This window comes from Polynucleobacter sp. JS-JIR-II-b4, from assembly GCF_018687815.1.
Classification (GTDB): domain Bacteria; phylum Pseudomonadota; class Gammaproteobacteria; order Burkholderiales; family Burkholderiaceae; genus Polynucleobacter.
In genome coordinates, this window is record NZ_CP061306.1 from 215,026 (window position 1) to 230,534 (window position 15,509).

Here is a 15,509-nt window from a genome sequence, read left to right on the forward strand (position 1 = left end):
GGGTGTAAATGTAGTGTTTATGAATTGATTTAGGGGTAGAGCACTCGAACACGATAGCCCGCAGCATTCAGCGGAAGAGAAATAAGCAACTCAAGCTGCAGCATTTCGCCAGAAGGGATCCCCTTTTTTAAAAAATCAGGATGAGATTCTTGCCAAGCTTTAGGTAGCCACTCTTGTGGAGTGAATTGCAGTGATTTGATTTCAGATTCTTCTGCATCAGTTAAAGAAATTTCTAAATTTGGAGCTAAAACGGCAATAGCTAGACGATTTTGTATCTCCACTTGCAGTAGAGATTGATTTGCAGGGTTTTTAAGGCCTTCTCGCGCGTTTTCTGCCGCAAGTGCGGCTGAAGTTATTTTCCATGCAGAAAAATCGCTCACAGTGCGATCTAGACATCCTAGTGCACGACAAAGTTTTGCATCGATATGTTGTAAAACATGAAACGCACTAACGGAAATGGAATTCGATGTTCCATCAATGCGTGGTGCTAATGCGGGAAGCAATGAATTTCTGGAAAGATGCTCTCCAAAAACTAGGAGTGGCAGAAGTAAAGCAGTTAGAAGGGCGAACTTAAGACTTTTTTTTTGAGCAGGTGCAGCAAAAGTAGATTCAGAATTACTTTGCTTGTCCTTGTTTAAGGTGCCGTGCAAGCAAACCCAGCCCTCACTCTCTTTCCAAACAGAGAGCTTGAGCCACTGGCTATAGGTAGCAATCACTTCTTCTGCTTGGCGGGCAAGTACACCAGATAAAACAATGCGTCCGCCTACCTTCATCTTATTGACTAAGGCGGGCGCAAGAACTTGCAGTGGATTTGCCAAAATATTGGCCATCACGATGTCATATTTGGTTTCGGCGGCCAGTTCGAGTGCGCCTTCGTTCGGCAAGACAAAGCGAATGGTGGTGTTGTTGATTTCTGCATTGCTGCGAGCGGCAACCATCGCTTGTGGATCAATATCGGTACCGATCACTGGGTTACAACCCAGCTTTGCGGCAGCAATTGCCAATATGCCTGAGCCACAACCGTAATCCAAGAGACTTTGATTCTGCAAATGAGTTTGTTGTTCAAGCCAAAGAAGGCACAAATGCGTAGTTGGGTGACTACCAGTGCCAAATGCGAGACCTGGATCGACCGCAAGGCAAATCGCATTGGGATCCGTTGGCGCATCGTGCCAAGATGGCACTACCCAAATACGCTCACCAATCTGAATGGGTGCAAATTGACTTTGGGTTAAACGAACCCAGTCTTGTTCTTCGACTGTTTTTTCTTGAGGAGGTGCTAGATGAAAGCCTGCCTCTTTAAGGGATGCGAGTAGTTCGGGAATAAATTCTGCGCTGCCCGAAGCATCAATCTCTGGATTAAAGAGAGCGGTTACTGCTGATCTATCCCACGCCTGCACTTCTGGAGAGAGGCCTGGCTCACCGTAAAGCGGGTTTTCGTCGTAGCCACCAGCAGCATCATCTTCAACGGTGACGGACAGGGCGCCCAAATCCAAAAGCGCATCACCCAAAGGCTCAGCGGTTTCGGCGGCTACCGTGAATACCAACTCACGATAAGACATAGGATGCTTTCATTAATTAGGATTTACCGCGACTTGCAGCTTGCTCTTCTAGGCGATGCTCTAAGTAGTGAATGCTAGTGCCGCCTTCAATGAAGTTTGGATCCAGCATGAGTTCACGGTGGAGCGGAACGTTAGTTGTAATACCGTCAATCACCATCTCTGAAAGCGCAATTTGCATACGGCGAATGGCTTGCTCACGAGTATTGCCGTAAGAAATCAGCTTACCAATCATGGAGTCATAGTTTGATGGAACCACGTAACCACTGTAGGCATGTGAGTCAACCCGAATACCGGGGCCACCAGGCATGTGGAATGAACCAATTTTGCCAGGGCTCGGGGTGAACTTGAATGGATCTTCGGCATTCAAGCGGCACTCAATGGCGTGACCACGGAAAACAATATCTTTTTGGCGATAGCTGAGTTTCAGACCGGCTGCAATGCGGATCTGCTCTTGAACAATATCCACACCAGTAATCATTTCTGTCACCGGATGTTCCACCTGAACACGGGTATTCATCTCAATGAAGAAGAATTCACCATCTTCGTAGAGAAACTCAAAGGTACCGGCGCCACGATAGCCAATCTTGCGACAGGCTTCTGCGCAACGCTCGCCAATTTTGGCGATAAGACGACGATCAATACCTGGTGCCGGTGCTTCTTCAATGACTTTTTGGTGGCGACGTTGCATAGAGCAATCGCGCTCGCCTAACCAAATGGCATTGCCATGGGTGTCAGCGAGAATCTGAATCTCAACGTGGCGAGGTTTTTCTAAAAACTTCTCCATATAGACTTCTGGATTACCAAAAGCACGACCAGCTTCTTCCCGGGTCATATTGACTGCATTGATGAGGGCTGCCTCAGTGTGAACCACACGCATACCGCGACCACCACCACCACCGGCAGCTTTAATAATTACCGGATACCCCACTTTTTTTGCTGTCATAATAATTTCTTTTGGATTATCAGGAAGTGCTCCCTCTGATCCAGGTACGCAAGGCACGCCAGCTTTAATCATGGCGCGTTTTGCAGAAACCTTATCACCCATCAAGCGAATGGATGCAGCAGTGGGACCAATAAAGGCAAAGCCAGATTTCTCAACCCGCTCTGCAAAGTCTGCATTTTCAGAAAGGAAGCCATAACCAGGATGGATTGCCTCTGCATCGGTAACTTCGGCTGCAGAAATAATCGCTGGCATATTCAGATAGCTGAGCGGAGATGGCGCTGGCCCGATACAAACGGCTTCATCGGCAAGCTTTACATATTTAGCCTCTTTATCTGCGGTGGAGTACACCACCACAGTTTTAATTCCCAACTCGCGGCATGCGCGTTGGATACGGAGAGCAATTTCTCCCCGATTGGCAATCAGAATCTTATCGAACATGTCGGCTCTGAGTTAAGTGACGGTAAATTGGGATTGATCTAAAGATAGTCAATTAAGCGATGATGAAAAGTGGCTGGTCAAATTCAACACCTTGACCGTTTTCACAAAGAATTTCTTTGATCACACCAGCGTGCTCGGATTCGATTTCATTGAGTAGCTTCATTGCTTCAATAATGCAAAGCGTTTGACCCACCTTGACAGTGTCGCCAATGTTGACGAAGTTCGGAGACTCTGGATTTGGGGCGCGGTAGAAAGTGCCAACCATTGGTGAGCGAGCAATAGAGCCAGTTTCAGCTGCGGGAGCTTCAGCGATAGGAGCTGTTGCAACAGGTGCACTAGCTGCTGGTGCGGCTTGCATCGCAGGTGCTGGATTGGTGTAAACCATTTGGCCAGCGGGCGCAGGAGATCCGGCGTTCACAATGCGAACACGATCTTCGCCTTCATTTACCTCTAACTCTGAAATGCCTGATTCAGAAACTAGGTCGATCAAGGTTTTTAGTTTTCTCAGATCCATATGAGTGCTTCCTCTCTTGTCATTCTTTAAATAGTTTTATTTCTGCAAGCGAGCAATAGCTGCTTGAAGGGCTAATTCATAGCCAATCGCGCCAAGACCGCAAATCACCCCAGTCGCAATATCGGACAAATAGGAATGTTTACGGAATTCTTCGCGCTGATGAATGTTGGATAAATGAACTTCGGTAAAGGGAATCGCTACTCCAGCCAAAACATCGCGCAAGGCGACGCTTGTGTGGGTGAAGGCGCCTGGGTTGATGATGATGAAATCAACTCCATCTTGTTTAGCTTTTTGAATGCGGTCAATTAACTCGCCTTCATGATTGCTTTGAAAGGTATCGAGATCAACGGAATGCGCTTTTGCCAGTTCGCCGAGCCTTTGGTGGATATCTTCTAGGGTAGTTTTTCCGTAAACATCGGGTTCACGGGTGCCTAATAGATTTAGGTTTGGGCCTTGAATTACGAGAATTGAAGCTTTTTTCGACATAGATCCCTGTTTTTAGAGGCAGTTAAGCGTAAATTGCTAAATAACTTCATGCTCGATTGCTTATGAGGGGGAGTATACCTTTTAAAAGCTAGGAAAAGACCAAAAACTCGCTGCAAAAATAGGAATTTTCATCGCTTTTAGGGGTGGATATCAAAATAAATGCTTAATTTTTAGGCAAAAATAAATTCTTCGATAAATCCATTTACAGCTTAAAACTTCCTATAAAGCAGATTTAATTGCACTTCTGATGTCATCTTCGCTTATCTTGCCTAATTTGCTATAGCTAGCCTTACCCTTGGCATTGATGATGATGGTGTAAGGAAGGGCGCCTTGGGAATTTCGTAGTTGCTTAGAAAGATTACTGCCTTCAAGACCGCCAATCACAATTGGATAACTTACTGGAGTTTTTGAAAGAAATTCACGAATATTAGAGGGCGAATCGATGCCAATACCGACAAATAAGACATTTTGCTGCAAGAACTCTTGCTGAAGCTTATCTAAAGCAGGCATTTCTTCGACACATGGTGGGCACCAGGAGGCCCAAAAGTTCACCACCAGCACTTTTCCTTGCCAATCTTGGGTATTGACTGTTTTTCCATCCGGTGTTTGCCAGGAATTGGCAAAAAATGCTTTCACAGCAGGATCGCTGGCCAAACCAGTTTTATAAATCCACTGGGAGGTGAGTACGCCCCCAAGGAGTGCCAAAAGACTAATTGCGACGATGATGATCAATTGTCTGCGGTTCATTGCAACTCCTTCGCTAAAATTCGCTAATGCATATACATATCTTGGGCATTTGCGGTACTTTCATGGGCGGCATTGCCGCAATCGCGAGGCAGGCTGGGCATCGCGTTACTGGTTGCGATGCCAACGTCTATCCCCCCATGAGTACGCAGCTTGAAGCTCAAGGCATCGAACTGATTGAGGGATTCTCACCTGAGCAATTATCTCAGTTTGAGACCATGCCCGATTTATTTGTGATTGGCAATGTGGTTTCTCGCGGTAATCCATTGATGGAAGCAATTCTCAATCAAGGGCTACCCTATATCTCAGGCCCGCAATGGTTAGGCGAACAAGTTTTATATGGACGACATGTTTTGGCCGTAGCGGGTACGCATGGCAAGACAACTACTTCAGCTATGTTGACTTGGATTTTGGAATTCAATGGTTACAAGCCGGGTTATCTCATTGGTGGCGTGCCTCTGAATTTCACAGTGTCTGCACGTTTAGGCGAAAGTAAATATTTTGTTATTGAAGCTGATGAATATGACACTGCTTTCTTTGATAAGCGCAGTAAGTTTGTGCACTATCGACCACGTACTGCCCTATTGAATAACTTAGAGTTTGATCACGCTGATATTTTTGCTGATCTTGCGGCAATCGAAACGCAATTTCACCATTTAGTGCGCACTGTTCCTGGTGATGGTTTACTGGTTGTAAATGGTGAGGAGCCTGCATTGGCGAGTGTGATCACGCGTGGCGCTTGGGCGCCTGTAGAGCGGTTCGGGCAAGAACTCACAAACGAATGGTCTTTGATTGCTCAAGAGGCTGATGGCTTCATCGTGCGCCAGGCAGGTAAGGAAGTAGCCACTGTGAAGTGGGCCCCTGATTCTGGTGTGATGGGTAGACACAATCAACTCAATGCACTTGCAGCGATTGCTTGCGCAAATCATATTGGCATCTCTCCAGCAGATGGTGCACGTGCGTTGGCGGAATTTAAGAATGTCAAGCGTCGCTTGGAAACGATTGGTGTTGCAAATGACATCACGGTCTATGATGATTTTGCCCACCATCCAACCGCAATCACGACTACAGTTGATGGTCTTCGTCGCCGTGTTGGTAAAGAACGCATCTTGGCGGTGCTTGAGCCACGTTCAAATACGATGAAGCTCGGTGTGATGAAAGCTCAACTGCCTGGAAGTCTAGAGGCTGCTGACAAAGTGTTTGCCTATGGCGCTAATGCCGGCAAGGAATCATTGGGCTGGGATTTGGCAGATGTCTTATCTCCACTCAATAAGCAAGAACAGGGTAAAGCACATGCCTTTGATGATCTTGAGGCATTAGTGAAGGCGGTTGCCCATGAGGCTAAGCCTGGCGATCACATTTTGGTAATGAGCAATGGCGGGTTTGGTGGCGTGCACCAGAAAATATTAAAAGCCATTTCAGCGCAGTAAAAAATAAGAATCAACAACAAAAGCAAAAATAGAAAGCAAATCATGGGCGATAGATTAAAAGATAAAGTAGCCATCATTACCGGCGCGGCAAAGGGTATTGGTTTTGCTACTGCTCAGCGTTTTGCAGAAGAAGGCGCAAAAGTCATCATTACAGATATTGGCCTGGAGGCTGTTAATAGCGCGGCTGAAAAAACGCCTAATGCTGAAGGCTATGCCATGAATGTCACCGATCGCGCTAGCATTCAGTCTGTTGTAGATCAGGTAATGCAAAAGCATGGGCGGATTGATATCTTGATCAATAACGCGGGCATTACTCAAGATGCACGCTTAATTAAGATGACCGAAGCACAGTTTGATACTGTGATTGATGTCAATCTGAAGGGTGTATTTAATTGCACTCAGTTAATCGTGCCGCATATGCTGGAAGCTGGCTCTGGCTCAGTGGTCAACGCTTCAAGCGTAGTGGGTCTCTATGGTAATTTCGGCCAAACCAATTACTCAGCTACTAAATTTGGTGTGATTGGTTTTACAAAAACATGGGCGCGTGAATTGGGGCCTAAAGGCATTCGAGTCAATGCGGTGTGCCCAGGTTTTATCGCCACTGAAATGGTCATGGCCATGCCAGCAAATATTGTGCAAGACATTGAAAAACGCAGTTGGCTTGGTCGTCTGGGTACCCCCGCTGAAATGGCAAATGTGTATTTATTCTTAGCGAGCGATGAGGCAAGCTATGTCAATGGAGTGGCATTAGAGGCCAGCGGCGGGATCTCGCTCTAAGCATGAATCTTTTATACGAAGAAGGTGGCGATATTAAGATCGCCACAGTCCAGTCTGCTTCAGGGGCTGGCGATGCAGAGTCTTGGCAAGCCACTAGCCTTTCTGGAAAAAAAATCAAGCTCAAGGCCAAAGAGGTATGGCTGCGTTTTGAAAAGCCAGAAGCTCAAATAGCCATGGATGAAGCCAACACACTTACTGCTGATATTGATTTGCAGTTCCTTTGGGATTGCGCGCCTGATGAAGAGTTTGGCTTAGTTGATGTGGCGCATGAGTACTTTGGCTCACAAGCGAGCATTCCGCAGCAAGTTGCTCTAGCAATTGCCTTGCAAGGTGCGCCAGTATTTTTCCGTCGCAAGGGGCGTGGACGGTTTCAGAGAGCTCCACTAGAGCAGTTACAGGCTGGTTTAGCTGCTTTAGAGCGCAAGCAAAAAGAGCTCGAACAGCAATCCATTTGGCAGCAAGAGTTGGTTGCTGGCGCTTTCCCTGAGCCACTGAAGTCTTCAGCCAAGCAATTACTTTTCTCGCCCGATAAAAATACCTCCGCCTATAAGGCATTGATCGCAGCCTGCACTGAAACCGGGGAGTCTCCGGCGCAACTGATGATTCGTTGTGGCGCAATCGACTCTCCTTTGGCGTATCACCAGGGATTGTTTCTCAAAGCCCATTTCCCGAATGGTGCGGATCACAACCTTGCTATCGGAGTTGATCAAGCAGCATATGCAGCTGCTATTGCTGAGCTGCCGCTTGCTCAGGTACAAGCATTCTCCATTGATGATTCGGGCACTACAGAGATTGATGACGCTCTATCTGTTACGGTAATCGAGGGTGGGCATCGAGTAGGTATTCACATCGCTGCTCCTGGACTGGCCATTACAAAAGATGATCCACTAGATCTAGTCGCTCGCAATCGCATGTCCACGGTGTACTTCCCGGGTGACAAAATTACGATGTTGCCCGATTCAGTAATTGAGCAATTTTCATTAGATGAGGGTATGCCTAGACCAGCCTTATCAATCTATGTTGATATTGATGCTGAGGGCATTGCCAATCGAGCGAGCTTGCAGATGCGTGCCGAGATGGTGCCGATGGCTGCTAATTTGCGCCTGGAAAATATTGAGCATCTCGTGAGTGAAGAGAGTCTGCTGGACGAGGGTTCAGTCTACCCCTATCGCAAAGAGCTGGCGACTCTATGGCAAGCGGCTAAACATCTGCATGCAGGGCGTCAAGAGAAGCGCTTAGCAAATGGTTTGCGTGCTGAGCAGTTAGGTGTCACAGATCCAAATGCCCTAGCAAGAGACTTTCATTTCCAGATTCAAGACGTTGATGGGGTGCAGCATGTAGAAATCACCCCACGTCAACGAGGTTCTATTTTGGATACGATCGTTGCAGAGTGGATGATTTTCTGTAATAGCGCCTCAGGACAGCTTCTAGCAGATCATGGTCTTCCTGGATTATTCAGAACCCAAAAGGGTTGGGGTCCATTGCGTACCCGGATGCAAACCACTCCTGGACCTCATGAGGGTCTTGGTTTGGACTATTACGCCTGGTGTACATCTCCTTTACGTCGGTATTCTGATTTGGTAAATCAGTGGCAATTAATTGCGCTAGCAAAGCATGGCGTCACCGCCAAGATGGTTGCCCCATTCCCGCCGAGAGACGCTACCTTGATGGGTATTGCTGCTGACTTTGAATCTTGCTATCAAGCTTATGGCGAGTTCCAAGATCGCTTGGAAAAGTATTGGTGTTTACGTTGGATCACTCAAGACGGTGATTCGAAAACAGTGCATGTGCGCCATTTAAAAGAGGGTATGTCCAGAGTGGAGTTAGTACCTCTACATCTACCTATCCCTGAATTGGCAACCCATCCGCGCATGACCCGTGCGGAAGTGGTGATTGCAGATGTAGATTTGCTGCAGCTAAGTGCTGGTGTTCGTGTGTTGGAGATCGAAGTTAAGGTCGACGTTCCTGAAAAGGCTGTAGAGCAGGAGTCATCAGAAAATTCTGAAGAAGATGCTAGCCCAGATTAAATCGCTGGAATTTCCATGTCCTGAAAGGCTTGCTGGGGCCTTGCGTTACTTGCGCAGCGCCTGGAATCGCTACCCATTCCGATTTGCCTTGTGCGCTTCAATACTGATCCACATTGTTTTCTTATCTTTCCGTTGGGGTGTTGGAGAGATTCAGAACCGCAGACTCAATACGCCATTGAGCGTGGTTTTAGTAAACGCCAGCAATAAAACGCCACCTCAAAAAGCAAATAAGTTGGCGCAGGCTGATTTGCAGGGTGGCGGTAAAACAGAAACTCAAGATGCCACAGCAATGCACCGCGCCAGATTAGGTGCAGAAGCGCGACTAGAGGTTTTAGAAAAGCAGCAAAAACAAATGCTCGCTAAGCTAGATGAGCAGCGCAGTCGTTCAGGTGGTCGCAAGAGTGGCGACGAGCAAAAAATTACTCCCCAATTAAATTCTTTAGAGGCTGAGTTAGCTAAACGCTTACAGGCTGATGGTAAAGAGCCTAGACGTAAGGTATTGACTGGAGCTAATACCAAGGCAGTCACGTTTGCGCATTATTACGATGCGATGCGTCAGAAGATTGAAACTTACGGTAGTGCTTTTTTCCCAAGGGCGAATGGACGCCCTTTGTACGGTAGTCTAGTGATTGTCGTCAGCGTTGATAACCAAGGCAGAATCACTACAAATGCTCAAGGCAAGGATGGGCTCTCGATTGGCCGTAGTTCTGGCAATCCCGAGTTAGACCGCCAAGCGCTGGCAATTGTGAGAGCCTCTGCACCATTTGGTCCTTTTCCTTCAGAAATGCGTAATCAAATCGATGTCTTAGATTGGATCTCTACCTTTGAGTTCACACGTGATGGTGTGGATCGTCTAGAGCTGCGTCATTAATACTATTTAAAAAGTTTACTAACTCAATTTGCAATTTCGCTTATTCTGTAGTCATCATGAGCTCTACTGATACCGCATCCCTTCACACCGATCCAAGCCTTTTTGCTGGCGTGGATGTTTATGTGGTTGCGGGTAATCCGATTTCTCACAGCAAGTCTCCCTCAATTCATCAACGGTTTGCAGAGCAAGCAAAGCAACGGATGCACTATGGCCGTCTTCAGCCTGAAATAGGCTCATTTGCTCAAGCAGCTAAAGCATTTTTTACTGCAGGCGGCAAAGGCATGAATGTAACGGTGCCTTTCAAGTTAGATGCTCAAAATTTGGCTGATGTATTAACACCGCGCGCTCAATTGGCGGGTGCCGTTAACACTTTGTGGAAGACGGAAGGCAAAATTTTTGGTGACAATACCGACGGTGCTGGTCTAGTGCGCGATTTACTGGCTCAAGGTATTGCACTGCATAGTGCTCGTATTTTATTGATCGGTGCTGGTGGGGCTGCACGGGGTGTAATAGGTCCTTTACTTGAGCAATCTCCTAAGTCCCTCATCATTGCCAATCGTTCCAGCGCAAAAGCGGATGAGTTGGTTAAGTTATTTGCAGATTTAGCCGGCTCTAAGGAGGTAGCACTGGAGTCGCGTACTTTGGCTGATTTGGAGGATGTTGCAAAAACTCAGCATCCATTTGACTTGGTCATTAATGCTACTGCTGCTGGTTTAACTGATGAGTCCCCATTGACACCCGAAGCGGTAGCTAATATTTTTGTGCCCAGCTCTTTCGCTTATGACATGGTCTACGGTAAAACTACTGCCTTCATGCAGCAGGCCTTACAACGAGGTGCTCGCGTAAGTGATGGCCTTGGAATGTTGGTTGAGCAAGCGGCTGATGCATTCTTGCTATGGCGGGGTGCGCAATTAGCAAGTGCAATTGACCCCCGCGCAGTCTTAGCAGAGTTACGTAGTTAATTTGCCCTGATGCGCTGGCTTCTATATCCAGTGAAGTGTTTGCTCGCAGGGTTTATCGCCATGCAAATCTTTTTCGCCTTGCAGATTGCTTTGTGGATTAGCTTAGATCCCAGTAGCACTGCGTTTCAGAGGGCTGAGCGTTGGCGCTTATGCACTTGGCATTGGACCTGTCCAGTGCAATCCCATTGGGTGCCTTATGACAAGATCTCGAACAATCTCAAGCGCGCTGTTTTAGTCAGTGAAGACGATATCTTCTTTCAACACAAGGGTGTGCGAGTTGAAGATATGCAAAAAGCCTGGCAGAAAAATCAACAGCAGAATCAGCAAAAAACCCAAGCGGGCAATAAATCCAAAATAGCGTTACGGGGTGGATCTACTATTACCCAGCAATTAGCAAAAAATTTATTTCTTTCTTCGGAGCAACATTATTTGCGCAAGGGTCAGGAGCTCATCATTACGGGGCTTTTAGAGTTAATACTTTCTAAGCAGAGATTGTTTGAGATTTATCTTAATTCGGTAGAGTGGGGTGAGGGCATTTTTGGAATTGGCGCCGCCTCTCAGCATTATTTTGCTACAAGTCCAGCAACCCTAGATCGTGAGCAGGCTGCTGCTCTAGCTTCAGCACTGCCGGCCCCCAAGTGTTTTGACAAGCAGCAGTATTGCCGTCGAGGAAGTATTAACTATTCTGCTCGCCAAGAATTTGTCTTAGAAAACATGGATAGAGTTGCCTTGGCGCCTTACCCAAAGAGCGGTTCGGGTAAATAATTTCTTGTTTTACCTAACTATTTGTTTGCAGCAGCTCGAAGTGCATCCCGAGTACTCATGGCAACTACTCTAGCCGCTTCTGCAAAATCAGCGCCTGAGCTGGCATACAGAATCGCTCGGGAAGAATTGATGATCATCCCTGTTCCTGGTTTACCGGTTATTTTTCCCGCGCTGACAGTGGCATCAATATCACCACCTTGAGCGCCGATCCCTGGAATCAATAAGGGCATATCACCAACAATGGCGCGTACCTTAGCAATTTCTTCTGGGAAAGTGGCGCCGACTACCAGGCTGATCTGACCAGAACTATTCCACTGCTGTGCAGCCAGTTTGGCTACATGCAGATAGAGAGGCTCGCCATTGGGCGCCACATTCAAGAACTGCAAATCTGACCCTCCAGGGTTGGATGTGCGGCACAGGACAATAACCCCTTTGCCTGCGTGCTTTAGGTAGGGCTCGATCGTGTCAAAGCCCATATAAGGGTTCACGGTCACAGCATCAGCGCCGTAGCGATCAAAGGCCTCAAGAGCGTAATGGTCAGCAGTACTGCCGATATCTCCACGCTTGGAATCCAGGATGACTGGGATGTGGGGATATTTATCTTTGAGGTGCTTGATCAGTTTTTCTAGCTGAGCCTCTGCTCTTTGGGAGGCAAAGTAAGCAAATTGGGGCTTGAAGGCGCAGACCAAATCCGCGGTCGCATCAGCGATTTCTCGGCAGAACTCATAGATGCCCTCGGTATTCCCTTGTAGGGAGGGGGGCAAGCGCTTCGGATCTGGGTCAAAGCCAACACACAGCATGCTGCCTTGGGAGGCCCATGCGGACTGGAGTTGCTGGTTAAAGGTATTTGAGCGAGAGTTCATTGGATTTGGCTTATTTTAGTGAAACTGTCATGTTCTATAGGATAAACTAGCGCACATTCCTTAGGAGTTCACCATGATCAACTTGTTCGTCCTGCAAAATGGCCGCCTCTCTCAAGAGCAAGTCGAAGATCGCAATGAATTGTTGCAATATGCCAATCCTATCTGGATTGACGTGGTTGATCCAGAAGAAGAGGAATTAATTTGGATTAAAGAGGCGTTTGGCGTACTTTTGCCTGAGTTAGATGACTTGGGTGACCTAGAAGCATCTGCGCGTTATTTTGAAGCAGATGATGGCCACCTCCATATCCGCACTGATTTCTTACTGGATGAAGAAGAAACCTCTCGCAACGTTCGAGTAGCGTTTGTTCTGACCAAGCAAGTGTTGTTCTCAATTCATGACGAAGATTTGCCAGTGTTCCGTTTGGTTCGCTTGCGTGCGCGTTTGCGTCCTGGCTCAGTGAGTAATGCAAAAGATGTGTTGCTAGATTTGTACTCAACAGATGCTGAGTATTCTGCTGATGCTTTGGAAGAGGTTTATGAAAACCTGGAGCAAGCTGGTAAACGGGTCTTGCAAGATGACATCAATGATGCAGATGCAGAGCAAGTCCTCGAAACTATTGCCAAAGAGGAAGATACCAACGGACGCATTCGTCGTAACGTGATGGATACCCGCAGAGCCTTGTCCTTCCTTATGCGCAGCAAGTTACTCTCTGATGAGCAGCAAGAGGAAGCGCGTCAAATTTTGCGCGATATCGACTCTCTGGAAAACCATACTGCTTTCTTATTCGACAAGATTAACTTCTTGATGGATGCTACCGTCGGTTTTATTAACTTGAACCAATCCAAGATCATCAAGATCTTCTCGGTGGTATCCGTAGCCTTAATGCCGCCAACCTTGCTTGCCAGTATTTGGGGTATGAATTACAAGCACATGCCTGAGTTAGATGCTACTTGGGGTTACCCAATGGCAATTGGTGCGATGGTAGTTTCGGCAATCATCCCTCTCTGGTATTTCCATAGCAAAGGCTGGATGAAGTAATTGGCGGTCTGGATTTGCGCTTAACTTCTGAGTAGTGCGATTAACTCAGTCAGCGCAAATGCTGTTGCTTGCTGCCTTACTGCTTGACGATCACCGTCAAAATACATGGTTTTAGTCAGGGTTTGATTTTCGGTGGCCCAGCCAAAACAGACTGTGCCTACGGGCTTCTCAGCGGCCCCGCCTGATGGCCCGGCTATACCGGTGATGGAAATAGCTACATTGCTTCCAGAATTGATCCGTGCACCTTCGGCCATGGCCTTGGCTACTGGCTCGCTAACAGCCCCATGGGACTCAATGAACTGGGCTGGGACATCCAGGCACTCCGTTTTCGCTTCATTGCTGTAAGTGATGTAGCCACGTTCGAACCACTCGCTTGAGCCCGCAAGTTCAGTCAGGGTAGCGGATACAAGGCCACCAGTACAAGACTCGGCTAGGGATACTGTCCAGTTTCTAGAGAGCAAAATCTCGGCTAAGGTTTTGGTGAGATCAGTTGAATTCATTATCTAATGAGAAACTGTATTAAGGCTACTGCGAGCAGTGTACAAAATGCAGCGGCAAGATCATCCACCACAATTCCAAATCCTCGCCAAATAATTTTCAAGAAGCTTGATCGCTGCGCGCTATCACTTGCTGTATTTTTAAAGTGACGATCAATCATGCCAATAGGGCCTGGTTTGATTGCATCAAAAAATCGAAATAGCGCAAAAGCAATCAACTGCATCCAAACATTAGCTGGCATGATGAAGATAAGCACCAGCCAGAACGCGACAATTTCATCCCAAACAATGCCGCCAAAATCTTTTTTCCCAAGCTCTTCGCTGACATGGCCGCAGATCCAGCAGCCGAGCAAAATGCCGCCACCAATGATCCAGAGAAAGTCTGCCGTACTTAAAAAGTATTCACCCATCAGAAATGCAGCCCAGGCCCAGAGGGTGCCAGCAGTGCCTGGAGCTATAGGGCTTAGCCCACTACCAAAGCCAAAGGCAATAGTACGACTAGCGGTTTGAAAAACCCATTTGAAGTTTGGTTTCACTTCTGCGGAATGCTCAACTTTAGTCATCAGGCAAAGTGGTCAAATGAGTTGAGGAAAGGGGCTGCTTGTAAATCGCTCAGTATTACTCCTGCTACATCTAGTAAATATACTCTTGTCTTCTCATCTTTTTTCGGAAGTATTTTTCCAATGAGTGTTAGTGGCAAGTTCAGTGACTTACCAATATCCTGTATTTTTTTCTGCTGGCTTGATGGTGCAGTAAAGCAAAGCTCATAATCATCACCACCGCATGCAGCAAATAAATTTTGAATAGAAGATTCTTGTTTTTTCAAGATGCTCGATTTTGGTAATTGATCCAGATGAACTTGCGCATCAACTTGCGATTGCTTCAAAATGTGGCGTAAATCACCTAACAAGCCATCAGAGATATCTAAAGCTGCGCTCGCCACATTTCTCAGTTGAATGCCTAATTCAATGCGCGGTTTTGGTTGATGCATGCGGTGTTCGATCTGTTGCAAATCTTCACTAGATAGATTTATTTCATGACGCAGTGCAGCAAGAGTGAGTCTGGCATCTCCAACCGCACCCGAGACCCAAATATCATCGCCTGCCTTCGCACCTGATCTGCAAATAGCATTGCCGGCAGGGATGTTGCCAAAGGCGGTGATAGAGATGGTGAGGGGGCCTGCAGTAGTATCTCCGCCGATAAGGGGGCAGGAATACTCCTTAGCAATGGCAAAAAGCCCTTTGGAGAAAGCTTCTAGCCAGACTTCATCTACTTTTGGTATGGCAATTGCCAAGGTAAAACCTAGCGGACTTGCCCCCATGGCCGCTAGGTCTGAAAGGTTGACTGCTAGGGCTTTGCGGGCCAAAAGGGCCGGATCGGTGCCAGCAAAAAAGTGCCTGCCCTCCACCAACATATCGCTGGTAATGGCTATTTCTTCATTCCCTGGTGGTTTGATCAGGGCGCAGTCATCACCAATACCCAAGGTAACGCCCTGATCTGCTTTAGTGCGCATTGAATCCGCACCCGTTTTGAAAAAACGTTCAATCAGGTCAAATTCACCGAGGGGGGTAGAGCGGGAAGACATGCCCCATTT

16 protein-coding genes and 1 pseudogene are annotated in these 15,509 nt (G+C 47.2%); 7 read left to right on the forward strand and 10 right to left on the reverse strand.

What is annotated here, in order from left to right:
- Positions 1-29: 29 nt before the first annotated feature.
- From ICV90_RS10265 to ICV90_RS01190, 6 genes and pseudogenes are all read right to left on the reverse strand, one after another.
- A complete protein-coding gene (locus ICV90_RS10265) occupies positions 30-650 on the reverse strand; it encodes a DUF3426 domain-containing protein (RefSeq protein ID WP_251367810.1) in 621 nt (206 codons plus the stop codon).
- Positions 639-1,559: pseudogene (gene prmA / locus ICV90_RS10270) on the reverse strand (50S ribosomal protein L11 methyltransferase); the annotation flags it as partial. The gene ICV90_RS10265 and the pseudogene prmA, both read right to left, overlap by 12 nt.
- A 16-nt stretch (positions 1,560-1,575) precedes the next feature.
- Positions 1,576-2,940: an acetyl-CoA carboxylase biotin carboxylase subunit gene (accC, locus tag ICV90_RS01175; RefSeq protein ID WP_215358969.1), complete on the reverse strand. Its 1,365-nt coding sequence runs from the start codon at positions 2,938-2,940 to the stop codon at positions 1,576-1,578.
- A 52-nt stretch (positions 2,941-2,992) separates the two neighbouring features.
- Positions 2,993-3,454 carry an acetyl-CoA carboxylase biotin carboxyl carrier protein gene (gene accB, locus ICV90_RS01180; RefSeq protein WP_215358971.1) on the reverse strand — a complete coding sequence of 154 codons (462 nt, stop codon included), beginning with the start codon at positions 3,452-3,454 and terminating at the stop codon, positions 2,993-2,995.
- 36 nt (positions 3,455-3,490) lie between these two features.
- Positions 3,491-3,940, reverse strand: a complete 450-nt coding sequence (aroQ, locus tag ICV90_RS01185) for a type II 3-dehydroquinate dehydratase (protein ID WP_215358973.1) — start codon at positions 3,938-3,940, stop codon at positions 3,491-3,493.
- 219 nt (positions 3,941-4,159) lie between these two features.
- Entirely contained in the window at positions 4,160-4,687 is a 528-nt protein-coding gene (locus ICV90_RS01190) for a TlpA disulfide reductase family protein (RefSeq protein ID WP_215358975.1), read from the reverse strand.
- 26 nt (positions 4,688-4,713) lie between these two features.
- Here ICV90_RS01190 and mpl point away from each other — a divergent pair, with 26 nt between their 5' ends.
- From mpl to mtgA, 6 genes are read left to right on the forward strand one after another with little or no spacing between them, the layout of a single operon-like run.
- On the forward strand, positions 4,714-6,114 hold the full coding sequence (gene mpl, locus ICV90_RS01195; protein WP_215358977.1) for a UDP-N-acetylmuramate:L-alanyl-gamma-D-glutamyl-meso-diaminopimelate ligase: 1,401 nt from the start codon (positions 4,714-4,716) through the stop codon (positions 6,112-6,114).
- A 42-nt stretch (positions 6,115-6,156) separates the two neighbouring features.
- The gene (locus ICV90_RS01200; protein WP_215358978.1) at positions 6,157-6,891 is read left to right on the forward strand and encodes a beta-ketoacyl-ACP reductase; all 735 of its coding nucleotides are present in this window, start codon (positions 6,157-6,159) and stop codon (positions 6,889-6,891) included.
- 2 nt (positions 6,892-6,893) lie between these two features.
- Positions 6,894-8,918, forward strand: a complete 2,025-nt coding sequence (locus ICV90_RS01205; protein ID WP_215358980.1) for a ribonuclease catalytic domain-containing protein — start codon at positions 6,894-6,896, stop codon at positions 8,916-8,918.
- On the forward strand, positions 8,902-9,789 hold the full coding sequence (locus ICV90_RS01210) for an energy transducer TonB (RefSeq protein ID WP_215358981.1): 888 nt from the start codon (positions 8,902-8,904) through the stop codon (positions 9,787-9,789). Before ICV90_RS01205 ends, ICV90_RS01210 begins: the two co-directional genes overlap by 17 nt.
- A 56-nt stretch (positions 9,790-9,845) precedes the next feature.
- A complete protein-coding gene (gene aroE / locus ICV90_RS01215) occupies positions 9,846-10,751 on the forward strand; it encodes a shikimate dehydrogenase (protein ID WP_215358983.1) in 906 nt (301 codons plus the stop codon).
- 9 nt (positions 10,752-10,760) lie between these two features.
- Positions 10,761-11,516 (forward strand): monofunctional biosynthetic peptidoglycan transglycosylase, encoded by a 756-nt coding sequence (gene mtgA, locus ICV90_RS01220; protein ID WP_215358985.1) that lies wholly within the window; start codon positions 10,761-10,763, stop codon positions 11,514-11,516.
- Between the two features lie 17 nt (positions 11,517-11,533).
- Here the strand turns inward: mtgA and pyrF are convergent, their stop codons facing one another.
- Entirely contained in the window at positions 11,534-12,379 is an 846-nt protein-coding gene (gene pyrF / locus ICV90_RS01225; protein ID WP_215358997.1) for an orotidine-5'-phosphate decarboxylase, read from the reverse strand.
- 73 nt (positions 12,380-12,452) lie between these two features.
- Here pyrF and corA point away from each other — a divergent pair, with 73 nt between their 5' ends.
- Positions 12,453-13,418, forward strand: coding sequence for a magnesium/cobalt transporter CorA (corA, locus tag ICV90_RS01230; RefSeq protein ID WP_215358999.1), 966 nt, complete (start codon positions 12,453-12,455; stop codon positions 13,416-13,418).
- Between the two features lie 20 nt (positions 13,419-13,438).
- On the opposite strand, the gene ICV90_RS01235 is transcribed toward corA, so the two are convergent.
- The 3 genes from ICV90_RS01235 to thiL are packed head-to-tail and all read right to left on the reverse strand — an operon-like array spanning position 13,439 to position 15,500.
- Complete coding sequence (locus ICV90_RS01235; protein WP_215359001.1) at positions 13,439-13,918, reverse strand: CinA family protein; 480 nt, start codon at positions 13,916-13,918, stop codon at positions 13,439-13,441.
- Positions 13,918-14,478 (reverse strand): phosphatidylglycerophosphatase A, encoded by a 561-nt coding sequence (locus ICV90_RS01240; protein ID WP_215359003.1) that lies wholly within the window; start codon positions 14,476-14,478, stop codon positions 13,918-13,920. The genes ICV90_RS01235 and ICV90_RS01240 overlap by 1 nt, the downstream gene beginning before the upstream one ends.
- Positions 14,478-15,500, reverse strand: coding sequence for a thiamine-phosphate kinase (gene thiL / locus ICV90_RS01245; RefSeq protein ID WP_215359005.1), 1,023 nt, complete (start codon positions 15,498-15,500; stop codon positions 14,478-14,480). Before thiL ends, ICV90_RS01240 begins: the two co-directional genes overlap by 1 nt.
- Between the last annotated feature and the right edge of the window lie 9 nt (positions 15,501-15,509).

Excerpts from the sequence above, each read along its gene's own strand:
- ICV90_RS01210 (WP_215358981.1), top strand. The coding sequence starts at position 8,902 with ATGCTAGCCCAGATTAAATCGCTGGAATTTCCATGTCCTGAAAGGCTT.
- ICV90_RS01205 (WP_215358980.1), top strand. The coding sequence starts at position 6,894 with ATGAATCTTTTATACGAAGAAGGTGGCGATATTAAGATCGCCACAGTC.
- accC (WP_215358969.1), bottom strand. The coding sequence starts at position 2,940 with ATGTTCGATAAGATTCTGATTGCCAATCGGGGAGAAATTGCTCTCCGT.
- ICV90_RS01240 (WP_215359003.1), bottom strand. The coding sequence starts at position 14,478 with ATGACTAAAGTTGAGCATTCCGCAGAAGTGAAACCAAACTTCAAATGG.
- mpl (WP_215358977.1), top strand. The coding sequence starts at position 4,714 with ATGCATATACATATCTTGGGCATTTGCGGTACTTTCATGGGCGGCATT.
- thiL (WP_215359005.1), bottom strand. The coding sequence starts at position 15,500 with ATGTCTTCCCGCTCTACCCCCCTCGGTGAATTTGACCTGATTGAACGT.
- corA (WP_215358999.1), top strand. The coding sequence starts at position 12,453 with ATGATCAACTTGTTCGTCCTGCAAAATGGCCGCCTCTCTCAAGAGCAA.
- aroQ (WP_215358973.1), bottom strand. The coding sequence starts at position 3,940 with ATGTCGAAAAAAGCTTCAATTCTCGTAATTCAAGGCCCAAACCTAAAT.
- accB (WP_215358971.1), bottom strand. The coding sequence starts at position 3,454 with ATGGATCTGAGAAAACTAAAAACCTTGATCGACCTAGTTTCTGAATCA.
- mtgA (WP_215358985.1), top strand. The coding sequence starts at position 10,761 with ATGCGCTGGCTTCTATATCCAGTGAAGTGTTTGCTCGCAGGGTTTATC.
- ICV90_RS01200 (WP_215358978.1), top strand. The coding sequence starts at position 6,157 with ATGGGCGATAGATTAAAAGATAAAGTAGCCATCATTACCGGCGCGGCA.
- pyrF (WP_215358997.1), bottom strand. The coding sequence starts at position 12,379 with ATGAACTCTCGCTCAAATACCTTTAACCAGCAACTCCAGTCCGCATGG.
- aroE (WP_215358983.1), top strand. The coding sequence starts at position 9,846 with ATGAGCTCTACTGATACCGCATCCCTTCACACCGATCCAAGCCTTTTT.
- ICV90_RS01190 (WP_215358975.1), bottom strand. The coding sequence starts at position 4,687 with ATGAACCGCAGACAATTGATCATCATCGTCGCAATTAGTCTTTTGGCA.
- ICV90_RS01235 (WP_215359001.1), bottom strand. The coding sequence starts at position 13,918 with ATGAATTCAACTGATCTCACCAAAACCTTAGCCGAGATTTTGCTCTCT.